Source organism: Acidovorax sp. JG5, assembly GCF_017939685.1.
In the GTDB taxonomy this organism is placed as follows: Bacteria; Pseudomonadota; Gammaproteobacteria; order Burkholderiales; family Burkholderiaceae_C; genus Acidovorax.
The window spans coordinates 200297-215515 of the sequence record NZ_JAGKSE010000004.1; the positions used below are offsets into that span (position 1 = coordinate 200297).

The 15219-nt window shown below is 66.7% G+C and carries 15 protein-coding genes; 11 read left to right on the forward strand and 4 right to left on the reverse strand.

Going from position 1 to position 15219, the window contains the following annotated elements; all coding sequences use genetic code 11:
- From J8G26_RS06785 to J8G26_RS06835, 11 genes are all read left to right on the forward strand, one after another.
- Complete coding sequence (locus J8G26_RS06785) at positions 1–1926, forward strand: nucleoside-diphosphate sugar epimerase/dehydratase (RefSeq protein ID WP_210568365.1); 1926 nt, start codon at positions 1–3, stop codon at positions 1924–1926.
- Complete coding sequence (locus J8G26_RS06790) at positions 1923–3155, forward strand: oligosaccharide flippase family protein (RefSeq protein WP_210568366.1); 1233 nt, start codon at positions 1923–1925, stop codon at positions 3153–3155. Before J8G26_RS06785 ends, J8G26_RS06790 begins: the two co-directional genes overlap by 4 nt.
- A complete protein-coding gene (locus tag J8G26_RS06795) occupies positions 3139–3741 on the forward strand; it encodes an acyltransferase (RefSeq protein WP_210568367.1) in 603 nt (200 codons plus the stop codon). Before J8G26_RS06790 ends, J8G26_RS06795 begins: the two co-directional genes overlap by 17 nt.
- Positions 3734–4792, forward strand: a complete 1059-nt coding sequence (locus tag J8G26_RS06800; RefSeq protein WP_210568368.1) for a glycosyltransferase — start codon at positions 3734–3736, stop codon at positions 4790–4792. Before J8G26_RS06795 ends, J8G26_RS06800 begins: the two co-directional genes overlap by 8 nt.
- On the forward strand, positions 4789–5817 hold the full coding sequence (locus J8G26_RS06805; protein WP_210568369.1) for a glycosyltransferase family 2 protein: 1029 nt from the start codon (positions 4789–4791) through the stop codon (positions 5815–5817). The genes J8G26_RS06800 and J8G26_RS06805 overlap by 4 nt, the downstream gene beginning before the upstream one ends.
- Positions 5814–6512 (forward strand): class I SAM-dependent methyltransferase, encoded by a 699-nt coding sequence (locus tag J8G26_RS06810; RefSeq protein ID WP_210568370.1) that lies wholly within the window; start codon positions 5814–5816, stop codon positions 6510–6512. The genes J8G26_RS06805 and J8G26_RS06810 overlap by 4 nt, the downstream gene beginning before the upstream one ends.
- Before the next feature lie 73 nt (positions 6513–6585).
- Positions 6586–7761, forward strand: a complete 1176-nt coding sequence (locus J8G26_RS06815) for a DegT/DnrJ/EryC1/StrS family aminotransferase (protein ID WP_087748190.1) — start codon at positions 6586–6588, stop codon at positions 7759–7761.
- Between the two features lie 7 nt (positions 7762–7768).
- A complete protein-coding gene (locus J8G26_RS06820) occupies positions 7769–8401 on the forward strand; it encodes a sugar transferase (RefSeq protein WP_087744355.1) in 633 nt (210 codons plus the stop codon).
- 58 nt (positions 8402–8459) lie between these two features.
- Positions 8460–10004 carry a lysine--tRNA ligase gene (lysS, locus tag J8G26_RS06825; RefSeq protein ID WP_210568371.1) on the forward strand — a complete coding sequence of 515 codons (1545 nt, stop codon included), beginning with the start codon at positions 8460–8462 and terminating at the stop codon, positions 10002–10004.
- A gap of 156 nt (positions 10005–10160) precedes the next feature.
- The gene (locus J8G26_RS06830; protein WP_210568482.1) at positions 10161–11159 is read left to right on the forward strand and encodes a diguanylate cyclase; all 999 of its coding nucleotides are present in this window, start codon (positions 10161–10163) and stop codon (positions 11157–11159) included.
- A gap of 48 nt (positions 11160–11207) precedes the next feature.
- A complete protein-coding gene (locus J8G26_RS06835; RefSeq protein WP_246881269.1) occupies positions 11208–11879 on the forward strand; it encodes a mechanosensitive ion channel domain-containing protein in 672 nt (223 codons plus the stop codon).
- Between the two features lie 76 nt (positions 11880–11955).
- Here J8G26_RS06835 and nagZ read toward each other — a convergent pair whose 3' ends face one another.
- Genes nagZ through recO form a run of 4 tightly spaced genes read right to left on the reverse strand, consistent with a single transcriptional unit; the run spans position 11956 to position 15219 of the window.
- Positions 11956–13125, reverse strand: a complete 1170-nt coding sequence (nagZ, locus tag J8G26_RS06840; protein ID WP_210568372.1) for a beta-N-acetylhexosaminidase — start codon at positions 13123–13125, stop codon at positions 11956–11958.
- 59 nt (positions 13126–13184) lie between these two features.
- Positions 13185–13601 carry a holo-ACP synthase gene (gene acpS, locus J8G26_RS06845; RefSeq protein WP_210568373.1) on the reverse strand — a complete coding sequence of 139 codons (417 nt, stop codon included), beginning with the start codon at positions 13599–13601 and terminating at the stop codon, positions 13185–13187.
- Positions 13602–13660: 59 nt separating this feature from the next.
- Positions 13661–14458 (reverse strand): pyridoxine 5'-phosphate synthase, encoded by a 798-nt coding sequence (locus J8G26_RS06850; protein ID WP_210568374.1) that lies wholly within the window; start codon positions 14456–14458, stop codon positions 13661–13663.
- Positions 14455–15219: a DNA repair protein RecO gene (recO, locus tag J8G26_RS06855; RefSeq protein ID WP_087744344.1), complete on the reverse strand. Its 765-nt coding sequence runs from the start codon at positions 15217–15219 to the stop codon at positions 14455–14457. The genes J8G26_RS06850 and recO overlap by 4 nt, the downstream gene beginning before the upstream one ends.

Sequence of the window (15219 nt, forward strand, 5' to 3'; positions counted from 1 at the left end):
ATGCCCCAAGACCGGCATTTATTGCGCCATGTTCTGGAATGGCCGCGCTCTGCCAAACGACTGTTCGTCGTGGCCATGGATGGCTGCATGGGCATCCTCGCCATGTGGCTGGCTTTCAGCTTGCGGCTGGACACCCTGCATTGGCCCGAAGGCCTGCAATGGCCGGTTTATGCCATGGCGCCCCTGCTTGCCTTCCCTATTCTGGTAAACCAGGGACTTTACCGCGCCATATTTCGCTATACCGGGGTCACAGCGCTGATCACAACAGGCAAGGCGGTGGCAATCTATGGCGCCGTTCTTTTATCAATATTACTCAGCGTGCAATGGGAAGGTGTTCCCCGAAGCGTGGGCATTCTGCAGCCGCTGATTCTGTTGTTGATGATTGGCACCAGTCGCGCTCTGGGTTGGCACTGGCTCAGGGGACGCCCGGGCACTGCACCGAGCCGATTGCTGATTTATGGTGCTGGGAGCGCTGGCGCGCAGACAGCGGCCGGCCTTGGGGGTGCACATCAGTACCTGTTGCAAGGTTTTGTGGATGACGACGCTGCCAAGGCCGGGCGTAGCATCAATGGCACCCGCGTCTATGCACCACAAGACCTGCCCCACATCATTGATCGCCTCGGCGTCACCGACGTATTGCTGGCACTGCCCAGCGCCACGCGCCAGCGCCGCCGCCAGATCATCGAAAGCCTGCGCGATTTGCCCGTGCGCATTCGCACCCTTCCCGGGCTGACCGACCTGGCCAGCGGGCGAGTCACCATCACCGACTTTCAGGACCTGGACATTGAAGACCTGCTCGATCGCGAACCTGTAACGGCCAATCCCGAGCTGCTAAGCCGCAATTTGGCAGGCAAGGTAATCATGGTCACCGGCGCAGGCGGCAGCATCGGCAGCGAACTGTGCCGTCAGATCGTGCAGGAAGGCCCGGCGCGGCTGCTGCTGGTAGATCACAGCGAATACGCGCTCTACGCCATCCACCACGAGTTGCAGGCGCTGCACGACCAGGGCGTGCACGCCTGCGAACTCGTGCCACTGCTGGCCAGCGTGGCCGACCCGCGGCGCATGGCTGATATCTACCATGCGCACTGCCCCGGCTCCATTTACCACGCCGCCGCCTACAAACATGTGCCGATGGTCGAGGCCAATGCGGGCGAAGGCGTGCTCAACAATGTGTTCGGCACGCTCAATATGGTGCGCATGGCGCTGGAATATGGGGCACGGCATTTCGTGCTCGTTTCCACCGACAAGGCCGTACGCCCCACCAACATCATGGGCGCGAGCAAGCGCGTGGCCGAACTGGTTCTGCAGGCCATCGCGGCCAGCGACCAGCCGCCGTTTGACACGGCAGTGGCCACGCCCCCCTGGCACTGCCCTACGCGCTTTTCCATGGTGCGCTTCGGCAACGTGTTGGGCTCCAGCGGCAGCGTGATTCCGCTGTTCCGCCACCAGATCACTGCGGGCGGCCCCATCACGGTCACGCACCCGGAGGTCACGCGCTATTTCATGACCATCCCCGAGGCGGCGCAGCTTGTGCTTCAAGCCGGCGCCATGGCTGAGGGCGGCGATCTGTTCCTGCTCGACATGGGCGAGCCCATCCGCATCGTGGAGCTGGCCCGGCGCATGGTGGCGCTGTCGGGTCTGACCGTGCGCGACGAGCAGCATCCGGGCGGCGACATCGCCATCGAGTTCACCGGCCTGCGCCCTGGCGAAAAACTCTACGAGGAACTACTCATCGGCGACCACCCCCTGCCCACCGCGCACCCGCGCATCCTGCGCGCACGCGAGGAACACGCCCCCTGGGAAGGTATGCAGGCCACACTGGAGACCTTGCGCAACGCGGCCCTCGCGGACGACACCCTCACCATCAAGGCCCTGTTGCGCCAGCTGGTGCCCGGCTACCAGCCCGCCGATTCCACCCAACCATGACGTCCGGCCTGCTGCGCGCCACGTTGACGCTGCTCACGGGCAGCGTGCTGGCCCACGCCCTGCCGTTGCTGCTGGGCCCGTTGCTCACGCGGCTGTACGCGCCCGGCGATTTCGGCCAGTACGCCCTGCTCTGGGCCGTGGCCACCAACCTGGCCGTGGTGGCGTGTGCGCGCTACGAGTTCGCCCTGCCGCTCGAAAAGAAACCCCAGGGCGCTGCGCTGCTCATGGCCCTGTGCGCGCGCCTGCTGCTGGCCGCCACGGCCGCGTCCATCCTCCTGGCCGCGGTGCTGCTGTTCTGGCAGGACATGGCCCTGGCCTGGCTGCTGCCGGCGGGCGTGCTGGCCATCGGCGCCACCCAGTGGCTGATCCTTTGGGCCACGCGCGCGCAGCGCTTCGGCTTGCTGTCGGCGGCGCGCTTGGTACAGCAGGGCGGCGGCGCCGTGCTGCAGGTGCTGCTGGGCCTGCTCAAGGCGGGGCCCGTGGGCCTGCTGCTCGGCCCCATCGTGGCGGGCCTGGGCGCCGCCTGGCTGCTGGCCCGGCCGGCCCCGCAGGGTGGTTGGCGGCGCTTGCTGCGCCAGCCGCTGCCGCGCCTGAAGGCCATGGCCGCGCGCCACCGCGACTTCCCGCTCTACAACACGCCGCACGCCTTCATCGGCGCACTGCAGGACACGTTGGCCCTGCTGCTCATCGCCGCCTGGGCGGGCGATGCGGCCGCCGGCTTCTGGGCACTGGCGCTGCGCTACCTCAAGGCCCCCGCCACGCTGCTGGGCGGCGCGCTGTCGCAAGCGCTCTACCCGCAGCTGCTACAGGCCCGCAGCGCGGCCGAGGCCCGTGCCCTGGTGCGCCGCGCCATGCTGGCGCTGGCGCTGCTGGCCGCGCCGCTGGCCGCCGTGCTGCTGCTATGGGGGCCTGGCCTGTTCACATGGATCTTCGGAGCACAGTGGTCCGATGTCGGAGCACTGGCGCGCGGCCTGGCCCTTTACATCGGGCTGCACTTCATCGCCTCCCCGCTGTCGGTGGTTACGCTGGCCTGGCGCGCCCAGCCCTGGGCGCTGCGGCTCTCGCTCGTCGGGCAGGGAGTGTTCTTTGCCGGACTGGCGGCCGGACTCCATTGGGGCGGGCTCGCAGGCGCGGCCTGGGGCGTTTCGGCGGCGATGGCGGCGTACTTCCTCTACTATTTCCGGGCCCTCGCGTTCTGGAGCGACATTCCCCATGAGAGCCTTGCTTAACCGCTGGCGCCGCTGGCTCTGGCGGCAGCTTTTCTACCGCATGGTGTTCGGCGAGCAAGGCCGCGCGGGCCAGGCCCTGCCGCACACCCGCATCGCGCCCAGCACCTGCATCGATGGCACACAGGGTCTCGATCTCGCCGACCATGTGTTCATCGGCCAGTTCAACTTCCTCGACGCCACGGCCGGGCTGCGCATCGCCGAGGGCGTGCAGATCACCAACTTTGTCAGCATCGTCACGCACAGCTCGCACCGCAGCATCCGGCTGCTGGGCCGCGCCTACGCCGGCCACGCCAACACCATGCCCGGCTACGTGTGCGCGCCCATCGAGATTGGCGCCTACAGCTTCATCGGCCCGCACAGCGTGGTGGAGGCAGGCAGCCGTATCGGCAAGGGCGTGGTGGTGTGCTCCCACTCGCGCGTGCGCGGCGAGGTGCCAGATTTCGCCATCGTTACCGGCTCGCCCGCGCGTGCCATCGGCGACGTGCGCGCCAAAGACGCCCAGTTGCTGGCGCAGCACCCCGAGCTGGCCGCCCACTACGCCGCCTGGGCCGGCGAGCTGCCTCGCGCGGAGCCCAGACATGGCTGAAAGGCAGCCCCACCTGTGCCTGCTGGGCGACGCCAACAGCCCCCACACCCGGCGCTGGGCGCTGGAGATGCGCGCGCGCGGCTGGCGCGTTTCCCTTGTCACGACGCGGCCCGAGCCGCTCGAAGGCGTGGAGCAGCGCATCCTGCCGCCAGTACGGCGCCAGACCGACTGGCTGCTGCGCCTGGCGGACGCCCAGCGCCATGTGCGCGAACTGGCCCCGGACATCGTGCACGCGCACTATGTCACCTCCTACGGCTACCTGGCCGCGCGCTGTGGCCACCACCCGCTGGCGATGACGGCCTGGGGCAGCGACCTGCTGGTAACGCCGCGCACCCGTCCATGGATGCGCTGGCTCACCGGCTGGATCCTGCGCCGCGCCGATCTCATTACAGGCGACTCAGCCAGCCTGGTCGAAGCCGCGCGGCAGTACCGCCCACGCGCCCCTGTGCACGAGATCCACTGGGGCGTGGACCGCGCGCGCTTCGCCCCAGCGCCCAGGGAAGACAAGAACGGCGTGCAGATCGTGAGCCTGCGCGCCTGGGAACCCAATTACCAGATAGCCACGCTGATCGATGCCTTCGCGCTGCTGTGCCAGCAACTGCCCGGCACACCGCTCCAGTTGCACCTGCTCGGTGGCGGCTCGCTCGAAGCGCAATTGCGCAGCCAAGTGCAGGTACGGGGACTCGATCGAAGCGTCAACTTCCACGGCCGCCTGGACGACGCAGGCATGGCCGCCGTGCTGGCGCGCTGCAAGATTTCGGTCAGCGTGCCCACGAGCGACGCCACCTCCGTGGCCATGCTCGAAAGCATGGCCTGTGGCCTGGCGGTGGTGGCGAGCGACCTGCCGGCCAACCGGCAATGGATCACACCCGACCTGCTGGTGCCCGCGGGCGACGCACGCGCGCTGGCCGGGGTGCTGCAGCAACTTGCCTGCGACGACGCCCGCATGCACCAGGTCGGAGCGCACAATGCCGAGCGCATCGCGCTCGACGGCGACCGCAAGGCGCAGATGGACCATATCGACCGGCTGTACCGGCAACTCCTGCAATGACACACGCCACCATGCCCCGCCTGCTGAGCGTGATCGCCCCCTGCCGCAACGAAGCGGCCTTCATCGACGCTTTCTGCGACTCGGTGCTGCGCCAGCAGCTCCCCGAGGGCTGGCGCATGGAGGTGCTGATCGCCGATGGCGAGAGCGATGACGGCACGCGCGAGCGCCTGCAGCAGCGCTGCGCGCGCGACGGGCGGCTGGTGTGCGTGGACAACCCAGGCCGTATCGTCTCCACCGGGCTCAACGCCTGCATCGCGCGCGCCCAGGGCACAGTGATTGCCCGGCTCGACATCCACACGGTGTTCGCCCCAGACTACCTAGCGCGATGCATTGAAACCCTGGAGCGCAGCGGTGCAGACAACGTGGGCGGCCCCTGGGTCGCGCAGGGCACCGGCCCCATGGGCGAGGCCATCGCTGCGGCCTTCCAGTGCCGCTGGGTGGTCGGCGGCGCGCGCTCACGCGACCAGGGCTACGAGGGCGCGGTCGATACCGTGTACCTGGGCTGCTGGCGGCGCGAAGCGTTCGCGCGCTTCGGACTGTTCGACGAGGCGCTGGTGCGCAACCAGGATGACGAGCACAACCTGCGCCTGCGCCGGGGCGGTGGCCGAGTCTGGCAAAGTGGCACCATCCGCTCGGTCTACCACCCGCGCGGATCGCTGCGCCACCTCTATGCCCAGCAGCAGCAGTACGGCTACTGGCGGCCCTTCGTGGTGCGCAAGCACGGCCAGCCGAGTTCACTGCGCCAGCTCGTGCCAGCGCTGTTCGTCGCCGCGCTGGGTCTAGCTGCCCTGCTGCTTTCCTGGACGCCGTGGCCCACCATCGCGCTGCTGGCGCTCTACGGACTCTACCTCCTGCTGGCCAGCATGGCCGCCGCGCGTGCCGCGGGGGCTTGGCACACACTGTGGCGCTTACCCGCCGTGATCGCGGCCTTCCACCTTGGCTACGGCTGGGGCACTTGGCAGGGCCTGTGGGATGTACTGCGCGCGCGCGTGCCTTCATCGCGCTTCGCGAGGATCACCCGGTGAGCACGCCCGAACCCCGCGCCGTCGAAAACCGCTACGCGCGCCGCGACAGCAATGCCGACGCGCAGCGCTACAGCCTGTATGCCAATGCTGCAGCCCTGCAGGCGCAGCAGGAGCGCTTGCGCGCCATGGCCGCCCTGTGGCGCGCGCACGGCTGGGACAACCTGGTCGACCGCCCCCTGCTCGAAGTGGGCTGCGGCAGCGGCGGCAACCTGTTGGACCTATTGCGCCTGGGCGCCTTGCCCGGGCAGCTCACTGGCATCGAGCTGCTGCCCGAACGCGCCACGGTGGCGCGAGCAGCCCTGCCGGAGCCGGTACGCATCGTTCAGGGCGACGCCTGCACTACGCCGATCACCGACGGCAGCCAGCAGGCCGTGCTGGCCTTCACCGTGTTCAGCTCGCTACTTGACCCCGGCTACCGGCAACAGTTTGCACGCACGCTGTGGCGCTGGGTGGCACCGGGCGGTGGCGTGCTGGTCTATGACTTTGTCGTCAACAACCCACACAATGCCGATGTGCGCAAGGTGCCTGCAGACGAACTGCGAGCACTGTTCCCTGAAGCACGGTTACATGCGCGGCGCTTGACGCTCGCGCCGCCGGTCGCACGGCGGCTGCCAGCGCCACTGATCGGCGCGGCGTCACTGCTGCTGCACCCGCTGCGCACCCACCGCCTGACCTGGGCGGTCAAACCCCGATGAACACCCCTGGACAGCCATGCAGGCATTGGGGCAGGAAAACCACACCATCGGCCGCTGCGCCCCTGAACACACCATGCCCCAAACCGCACCACCCTCCCCGCCTTTTCTGCCCTTCGCCCGCCCCGACATCGGCGACGCGGAAATCGTCGCCGTGACCGAGGCCCTGCGTTCGGGCTGGGTGACCACCGGGCCCAAGGCCAGAGAATTCGAGCAGGCTTTCACCGACTTCCTTGGCGGTAATGGCCTGCAGTCCATTGCCGTCAACTCCGCCACGGCCGGCCTGCACCTGGCGCTCGAAGCGCTGGGCTTTGGCCCGGGCGACGAGGTGATTGCGCCCACGCTGACTTTCACCGCCACGGTGGAAGTGGTGCGCTACCTGGGTGCCGACCCGGTGCTGGTGGACGTAGACCCGGTCACACTGAACATGCACCCCGAAGCCATCCGCGCCGCCATCACCCCGCGTACCAAGGCCATCATGCCGGTGCACTACGGGGGCTTGGCCTGCGATATGGACGCCATTCTGGCCATTGCGAGCGAGCACGGCCTCAAGGTGGTGGAAGACGCCGCGCACGCCCTGCCCACCACCTGGCACGGCACGCTGGTAGGCCAGCTGACATCCGACGTGACAGTGTTCAGCTTCTACGCCAACAAGACCATCACCACCGGAGAGGGCGGCATGGCCGTGACACGCGACCCAAAGCTGGCCGAGCGCATGCGCGTAATGCGCCTGCACGGCATGAGCCGCGACGCCTTTGACCGCTTCACTTCCAAGACCCCGGCGTGGTACTACGAGGTGGTGGCCCCCGGCTTCAAGTACAACATGACCGACGTCGCCGCCGCCATGGGCGTGGTCCAGCTGCAGCGCCTGCCGCAATTCGTGCGGCGCCGTCAGCATCTGGCAGCGCGCTACCAGGCGCAGCTGGCCCACTTGCCCCTGGTGCTGCCTGCAGACGCGCCGGCGGGCGATGTGCACGCCTGGCACCTCTACGTCATCCGGCTGGCGCAGGGCGCGCGCATGGGCCGCGACGAGCTCATCCAGGCGCTGTCGGACCGGGGCATCGGCACCAGCGTGCACTACGTGCCATTGCACCGCCACCCCTACTGGCGCGACCGCTACGGGCTTACGCCAGAGCAATTTCCGCAGGCCGATGCAGCCTACCAGGCCATGCTCAGCCTGCCGCTGTTCACGGCTATGCAAGATGCCCACCAGGACCGCGTGATTGCCGCGCTGCACGAGTTGCTGGGCTGAACCTTCCATGGCCAAACGCCTGTTCGACATCGCTTTTGCCGCCTTGGCTCTGCTGCTGCTGGGCCCGGTGCTGCTGACCGTGGCGCTGTGGGTGCGGCTGGATTCGCCGGGCCCGATGTTCTTTCGGCAGCAACGTGTGGGGCAAGGTGGGCGACTGTTTGGCATCTATAAGTTCCGCACCATGCAGACCGGTGCCGAGGCGGCGGGCCCACAAATTACGGTGGGCCAAGACGCCCGCATCACACGCGCGGGCGCCTGGCTGCGCCGCAGCAAGCTGGACGAGTTGCCGCAGTTCCTCAACGTGCTTTGCGGCGACATGAGCGTGGTCGGCCCACGCCCCGAGGTGCCGCGCTATGTGGCGCACTACCCCGCCAACCTGCGCACGGTGGTGCTCAGCGTGCGCCCCGGCATTACCGACCTGGCCTCCATCGCATACCGCAACGAGAGCGATCTGCTGGCGCAGAGCCCTGACCCCGAACGCACCTATTTGGAGCAGATCCTGCCCACCAAACTGCACTATGCACAGCAGTACGTGCACACGCGCAGCCTGTGGCTGGATCTGCAGATCATTGCCTGGACGGCGCTGGCTGTGCTGGGCCTGTATTCCGCGCGGCACCAGAACCCTGCCGATAACCCATAAAATCCATAGTTTGGCTGCCACCAGCCCCTACATTCCACGCCCCGTAGCCACGGCACCTATGTCAGAACAACACCAAGCCCCCGCCCCCCACGACGAAAACCAGCTCATCGCAGAGCGCCGGGACAAGCTGCGCGCCTTGCGCGAGGCCCATGCCGAGGGCGCAGGCGTCACGTTCCCCAATGATTTCAAACCGGCGCACCACGCTGCCACGCTGCAGGATCAGCATGCCAGCAAAGACGCAGAGTCGCTTGAAACCCACGCCGTTCATGTGAGCGTGGCCGGGCGCATGATGCTCAAACGTGTGATGGGCAAGGCCAGTTTTGCCACCGTGCAGGACGGCTCGCTGGGCGAAACCGGGGGGCGCATCCAGCTCTACATCACGCGCGATGCGCTGGGTGAAGACCTGTATGCGGCCTTCAAACACTGGGATCTAGGCGACATCATTGGCGCCGAAGGCACGCTGATGAAGACCAAGACCGGCGAGCTGTCGGTCAAGGTGACTACCCTGCGGCTGCTGACCAAAAGCCTGCGCCCCATGCCCGACAAGTTCCACGGAGTGGCCGATCAGGAGGTCAAATACCGCCAACGCTACATCGACCTGATGACCGACGAGGCCGCACGCAAGCGCTTCGTGGCGCGTAGCAAGGCCGTGAGCGGCATCCGCGACTTCATGGTGCAGCACGACTTTCTGGAGGTCGAAACGCCCATGCTGCACCCCATTCCAGGCGGTGCCAATGCCAAGCCGTTTGTCACGCACCACAACGCGCTGGAACAAGAGATGTACCTGCGCATTGCACCCGAGCTGTACTTGAAGCGCCTGCTGGTGGGCGGCTTCGAGCGCGTGTTCGAAATCAACCGCAACTTCCGCAACGAAGGCATCTCGGTGCGCCACAACCCCGAGTTCACCATGATGGAGTTCTATGCGGCTTACTGGAACTACCAGGACCTCATGGGCTTTACCGAGCAGCTTGTGCGTGATGCCGCCCTGAAGGCCGCAGGCACGCTGCAGTTGTCGTACCAAGGCCGAGAAGTGGACTTGGGCCAGCCGTTTGCCCGCCTGACCATTCGCGAAGCCATCTTCCAGCACACCGAAGCCGGCGCGCATGTGGACGATGCGGCCTGGCTCATCAGCGCGCTCAAGAAGCTGGGCATGTCGGAAGAAAAGACCCAGCTTGCGGGGCGCACCCTGGCCAGCCTGCAGGTGCTCTATTTCGAAGAGACGGTGGAAGACAAGCTGTGGCAGCCCACGTTCATCATGGAACACCCTACCGAGATCTCGCCGCTGGCCCGCGCCAACGACACGCGCCCCGAAGTCACCGAGCGTTTTGAGCTCTACATCACGGGCCGCGAGTTCGGCAACGGTTTCAGTGAGCTGAACGATGCGGAAGACCAGGCCGCGCGCTTTCATGCCCAGGTGGCCGCCAAGGACAGCGGCGATGACGAAGCCATGTACTACGACCACGATTTCGTGCGCGCCCTTGAGTACGGCATGCCCCCCGCGGGTGGCTGCGGCATTGGCATTGACCGCCTGATGATGCTGCTGACCGACAGCCCCAGCATCCGCGACGTGATTCTGTTCCCGGCTCTGCGGCGCGAGTCCTGAACCGTTGCCATTCAGGCATGGGCGCCTGCACGCATCCCAGCAGATGCCGGCAGGCCACCCTGAGGTGCAAAAAGGCCTGCGAGACAATCCGGGCCACAAGGAAACACAGTGACAGCCCCCACGCCCCTCCTCCGCCCCCTCCCTGCAGCCGCGCCGATCGGGGCAGCGCTGTCGGACAACCCGTTTTCCGTGCTGGTCGTGGAAGACATGGATTCGGTGCGTGCCGCGCTGGTCGCCGAGCTGCGGCAGGCGGGTGTGGCCGATGTCCTGGAAGCCCCCGAGGGTGCGCTGGCCCTGCACCTGTTCAAGACCCGGCGCCCTGACCTGGTGCTGCTGGACATCAAGCTCCCGGGCAAGGACGGTTATTGGGTGGCGCAACAGATGCGCGAAGCCGAACCTGGCGACTGGACTCCCATCATCTTTCTGTCGGGCCTGGACGGCGACCTGGACGTATGGCGCGGCATCGAGGTGGGTGGAGACGACTATCTGGTCAAGCCCGTCAAGCCGATTGTGCTGATGGCCAAGCTGCGCGCCATGCGCCGGTTGCTGGACATGCGCCGCCGACTGGTTTCGGTGTCGGCCGAGTTGCACCAGGCCAACCAACGCCTCAATGAAATGGTCGAGGTCGATGCACTCACCGGCCTCGTCAACCGGCGCGGGTTTGACCGCATCCTGCACAACGAGATCCTTGCAGCCCGGCGCGACGGCACACCGCTCACTCTGATGCTCTGCGACCTCGACCATTTCAAGCGCTACAACGACGCCAGCGGCCATGTGCAGGGCGATGCCTGCCTCAAGGAAGTAGGTCGCGTGCTGCGCGAGGTGTGCGTGCGGCCACGGGATGTGGCCTCGCGCTATGGCGGCGAAGAGTTCGCGCTGATCCTGCCCCACACCCCGCGCTCGGGAGCCATGACCTTTGCGCGTGCGCTGGGGCAACTGCTCAAGGTGCGCGCGCTTGCGCACGCCGACTCGCCGCTGGGCAGCACGCTGACGCTGTCGGGCGGCATCACCACCTGCGTACCCGACGACAGCACCAATGCCGAGAGCATGATCATGCGGGCCGACCAGGCGCTCTACGCCGCCAAGGCACAGGGCCGCAACCGCTTCTTCAGCTTCGAGATGCAGATGGACACGGTGGAGCAGTTGCACGGTTGACCACTCCTGTGCCGATCTTCTTTTTTTGACGCCACACGGCGCACGCCCATGGCCATTTCCCGAATGCAACTCCTGAAAGCCCGCCTGCCCGAATGGGTGCAGGACTGGCTTGACGTCATCATCCCCGGCTCGCAGATCGTGCTGATCCTGCTTGCGGCCTGGCTGCTGCAACGCGCGCTACGCCGCCTGGTTCGCCGCGCCAGCGCGCACTACCAGTTTCCCAACGAGCTGCTGGTGCCCATCAACGGCCTGATCCGCTGGCTCATCATTGCCAGCGCGCTGCTGCTGGTGCTAGAGAGGGTGGGCGTTTCGGCCACGGTGCTGTGGACGGCGTTTACCGGCTTTGCCACGGTGGGCGCCGTGGCGTTCTTTGCAGCCTGGAGCGTTTTGTCCAACCTGTTCTGTGCGCTGCTCATCTTCACCGTGCGGCCTTTTCGCGTTGGCGACCACATCGAGGTGCTGGACACCGCCGAAAAGCCCGGCGCCAAGGGCCGGGTAGTGGACATCAACCTGCTTTACACCACCCTGGAAGACCATGGCGCAGCAGCAGACCAGACTGCCTGGCTGCAGATTCCAAACGCATTGATCTTCCAGCGCGTGGTGCGCCGCTTTCAGGGGGTACCACCACCCGCTGCGCTACCCGCCAGCCCCACGGATACCACCGAGAACGCCCCGTCAGCCATACCACCGGTCACCCCCGGGCCTTTCAACACGCCTTAGCGGGTGAAAGCAGGACACACGGCGCGAGAAGGTGTTTGGTGGTCCCGCGCTGGGCCACACTTTCTCTTTCTGACTCTTATGGAAGCAGATCCAGCGCCTGCAGATAGGCGGGCTGATACATCAGGTCGTCCCACGCCTGAGGCAGGGTTTCGGGCAGCAGGGCGAGGCGGCGCGATTCGCTGTCCACGCTGGGCTGCCAACGACCTTGGGCACGGGCCTGGTCCAGGCCGGCGATGAGTGCATCCACGGCCTTGCCATCGCCCACGCTCTGGTTGCACAGCAGCACCAGATCGCAGCCCGCTGCCAGCGCGGCGATGGCCGCATCGGTGTAACTGACCACCTGACCATCGAGGCGCCGCGCGCCTTCCATGCTGAGGTCGTCGCTGAAGATGGCGCCGTCAAAACGCATCTGGCGGCGCAGGATGTCTTGCAGCCAGCGCTGCGAAAAACCTGCGGGACGGCTGTCCACCTTGGGGTAGATCACATGGGCCGGCATCACGCTGGTGAGCGTGCTGCTGAGCCAGGGGTACGGCGCAGCGTCGTCGGCCAGGATGGCCTTGAGGCTGCGGTTGTCCACGGGCACCTCGGTGTGCGAATCGGCCTTCACGAAGCCATGCCCCGGAAAATGCTTGCCGCAGTTGGCCATGCCCGCCTGCAGCAGACCATGCATGAGGCTCTTGGCCAGCAGGGCCACCACGCGCGAATCGCGGTGGAAGGATCGGTCGCCGATGACGCCGCTTCGGGAAGCGCCGGGCCGCCCCAAGCTTTCCGAGCCCCCTCGGGGGGCAGCCAGCGCTTGCGCTGGCGTGGGGGCATCGTCAGTCCAATCCAGGTCCAGTACGGGCGTGAAGCTGAAGTCCACGCCGCAGGCGCGCAGCTCGGTGCCCAGCACGTAGCCCGCCGCCGTGGCCGCGTTGGTCGCGCGCAGTGCGCCGCTGCCGGGCACCGCCTTGGCGCCCTTGCCGTCATCCATCCACATTTCACCCAGCGCGCGCATGGGCGGCAGGTGGGTAAAGCCATCGGTGCGAAAGCGCTGCACGCGGCCGCCTTCATGGTCCACGCAGATCAGCAGGTCATCGCGTACGGCCTTGATGCTGCTGGTGAGCTGCAGCAGCTGTGCGCGGTTTTCCCAGTTGCGGGCAAACAGGATCACGCCGCCCGTCAATGGGTGGGCCAGGCGGCGGCGATCAGCGGCGCTGAGCGTTGTGCCAGCCACGTCGAGGATGAGAGGTGCGTGTTCAGTCATATGGATTTCGGTTCAGCCAATGAATTGCTATTTAATTTATAGCTGTTAGCGCTTAACTATCAAGCGCCAGAGCAAGTTTTTATGTCAATCGTTTCGACCACGCAAAAGCTGGCGGCGTAGTCGGTTTCGTCGGTCACGCTCAGGTGCGCCTGCAGGCCTTTGGCGTCGAACCATTCCTTGAGCGCGCCATGCAGCACGATCACCGGCTGGCCTGATGGCAGCTTGGCGACCTCGCAGTGGCGCCAGGTCATGGGCATGCGCATGCCCAGGCCAATGGCCTTGCTGAACGCTTCTTTGGCCGAAAAGCGCGTGGCCAGGTAGCGCAGGCCCCGGTCGGGCCAGCGGCTGCTGCGCTCGCGCCAGGTGGCCAGCTCGCCATCGGCCAGCACTTTTTCGGCAAAGCGCTCGCCATGGCGCGCCAGGCTGGCCGCGATGCGGCGCACGTCGCAGATGTCGGTTCCGATGCCGTAGATCATGGAATATGAATAAAAATGGCCTCTAGCCGCTTGATGGATAAGCGCCAGCAGCTATCAAATCAGGAGTTTTTGATGGGCGCAAAGCCCGCTGCAATACAGCCCAGATACGCCTGCACCGTGGCGGCATAACCGAGCTCCAGCGCATCCGCAATGAGGGCGTGGCCGATCGACACCTCCAGCACACCGGGCACCTCGCGCACAAAGGCGGCGAGGTTGTCGCGGTTCAGGTCGTGGCCGGCGTTCACACCCAGGCCTGCATCCAGGGCGGCCTGGGCGGCGGCGGCATAGCGTTGCAGCTCCACGGCTTGCTGCGGCGTGCCCCAGGCGGCGGCGTAGGGTTCGGTGTACAGCTCCACCCGGTCCGCGCCCACCGCCCTGGCTGCGGCCATCTGCTCCGGGACCGGGTCCATGAACAGGCTCACACGCACGCCCAGGCTGCGGCATTCGGCAATCAGCGGCGCCAGGCGCTCGGCATCCTTCGGAAAGCTCCAGCCATGGTCGCTGGTGAACTGGTCTTCGCTGTCGGGCACAAAGGTGGCCTGGTGGGGCCGCATGCCCTGGCCCGCCAGCTCGCGAATGAACTCCATCAGGTTCTGCGACGGATTGCCTTCGATGTTGAATTCGCACTCGGGCCAGGCTTGCATCAGCGCTGCCAGCGCGAACACATCCTGGCGGCGGATGTGGCGCTCATCGGGCCGGGGATGCACCGTGATGCCCTGCGCACCCGCCTGCAGGCACAGCTCGGCCGCCCGCGTGACGCTGGGAATGCCCAGGTGGCGCGTGTTGCGCACCAGGGCCACCTTGTTGACGTTGACCGACAAGGCGGTGCGGTGCGGGATGGGTTCGGACATGTTCATAGAGACTGCAGGTCGATCATGAGCTGGCGGGTGCGCAGCGTCGGGCTGCCGCAATGGTATTGCAGCAGGGCACGCAGCTGGGGCTTGAGTTCGGCGGCTACGGGCGCACAGGCGCGCAAGGTGGCGGTGTAGCTGGCCACGCCATCCAGCGCGCGCTGCAGGGCCTGCCACTGGCTGCCAAGCAGGCCGGCACGGTCTGCCGTGGACGCAGCGCGCAAGCCGCCTTCGGGCACCAGCGTGTAGCGCGTGCCGGGCTGCAACGGCGCAAAAGTCATGGTCTGGGCATCCAGGCTGGGCAGCAGGCCGATCTCGCGCAGCAGCAATAGCTCAAAGCTGCGCAATACCGGCTCCAGCGCTTCGCCGTGTTCACTCGCCAGCACACGCACCACGCCGGCATAGGCATCGAACAGCGCAGCGTGCGGGTCGGCGCGCGCCAACAGGCGCAGCAGCAGCTCGTTGAGGTACAGGCCCGACAGCAGTGCATCGCCCGTGGGCATCACATGCCCCCCCACCCACTCAGCGCCCTTGAGCGTGTGGATGTCGGCGGTGCCGTCACCGGCCAGGGTGTAGGTCACGAGCAAGGGCTGCAGCGGCAGCAGCACCGGACGGAAGTTGGAACTGGGCTTTTTCGCGCCCTTGGCCACCAGGGCCACACGCCCCTGGCGGCGGCAAAACACTTCCAGAATCAGGCTGGACTCGCTCCAGTCGTAGCTGTGCAGCACGAAGGCGGGTTCATCGGAAATGCGCTTCGCGGCAGCCAC

What these genes read in the sequence shown, in the direction of transcription:
- J8G26_RS06795 (WP_210568367.1), top strand. Translation starts at nt 3,139, where the DNA reads ATGAGAGCCTTGCTTAACCGCTGGCGCCGCTGGCTCTGGCGGCAGCTT.
- J8G26_RS06850 (WP_210568374.1), bottom strand. Translation starts at nt 14,458, where the DNA reads ATGAACATGTCCGAACCCATCCCGCACCGCACCGCCTTGTCGGTCAAC.
- J8G26_RS06785 (WP_210568365.1), top strand. Translation starts at nt 1, where the DNA reads ATGCCCCAAGACCGGCATTTATTGCGCCATGTTCTGGAATGGCCGCGC.
- J8G26_RS06820 (WP_087744355.1), top strand. Translation starts at nt 7,769, where the DNA reads ATGGCCAAACGCCTGTTCGACATCGCTTTTGCCGCCTTGGCTCTGCTG.
- J8G26_RS06800 (WP_210568368.1), top strand. Translation starts at nt 3,734, where the DNA reads ATGGCTGAAAGGCAGCCCCACCTGTGCCTGCTGGGCGACGCCAACAGC.
- J8G26_RS06815 (WP_087748190.1), top strand. Translation starts at nt 6,586, where the DNA reads ATGCCCCAAACCGCACCACCCTCCCCGCCTTTTCTGCCCTTCGCCCGC.
- J8G26_RS06835 (WP_246881269.1), top strand. Translation starts at nt 11,208, where the DNA reads ATGGCCATTTCCCGAATGCAACTCCTGAAAGCCCGCCTGCCCGAATGG.
- J8G26_RS06790 (WP_210568366.1), top strand. Translation starts at nt 1,923, where the DNA reads ATGACGTCCGGCCTGCTGCGCGCCACGTTGACGCTGCTCACGGGCAGC.
- J8G26_RS06805 (WP_210568369.1), top strand. Translation starts at nt 4,789, where the DNA reads ATGACACACGCCACCATGCCCCGCCTGCTGAGCGTGATCGCCCCCTGC.
- nagZ (WP_210568372.1), bottom strand. Translation starts at nt 13,125, where the DNA reads ATGACTGAACACGCACCTCTCATCCTCGACGTGGCTGGCACAACGCTC.
- acpS (WP_210568373.1), bottom strand. Translation starts at nt 13,601, where the DNA reads ATGATCTACGGCATCGGAACCGACATCTGCGACGTGCGCCGCATCGCG.
- lysS (WP_210568371.1), top strand. Translation starts at nt 8,460, where the DNA reads ATGTCAGAACAACACCAAGCCCCCGCCCCCCACGACGAAAACCAGCTC.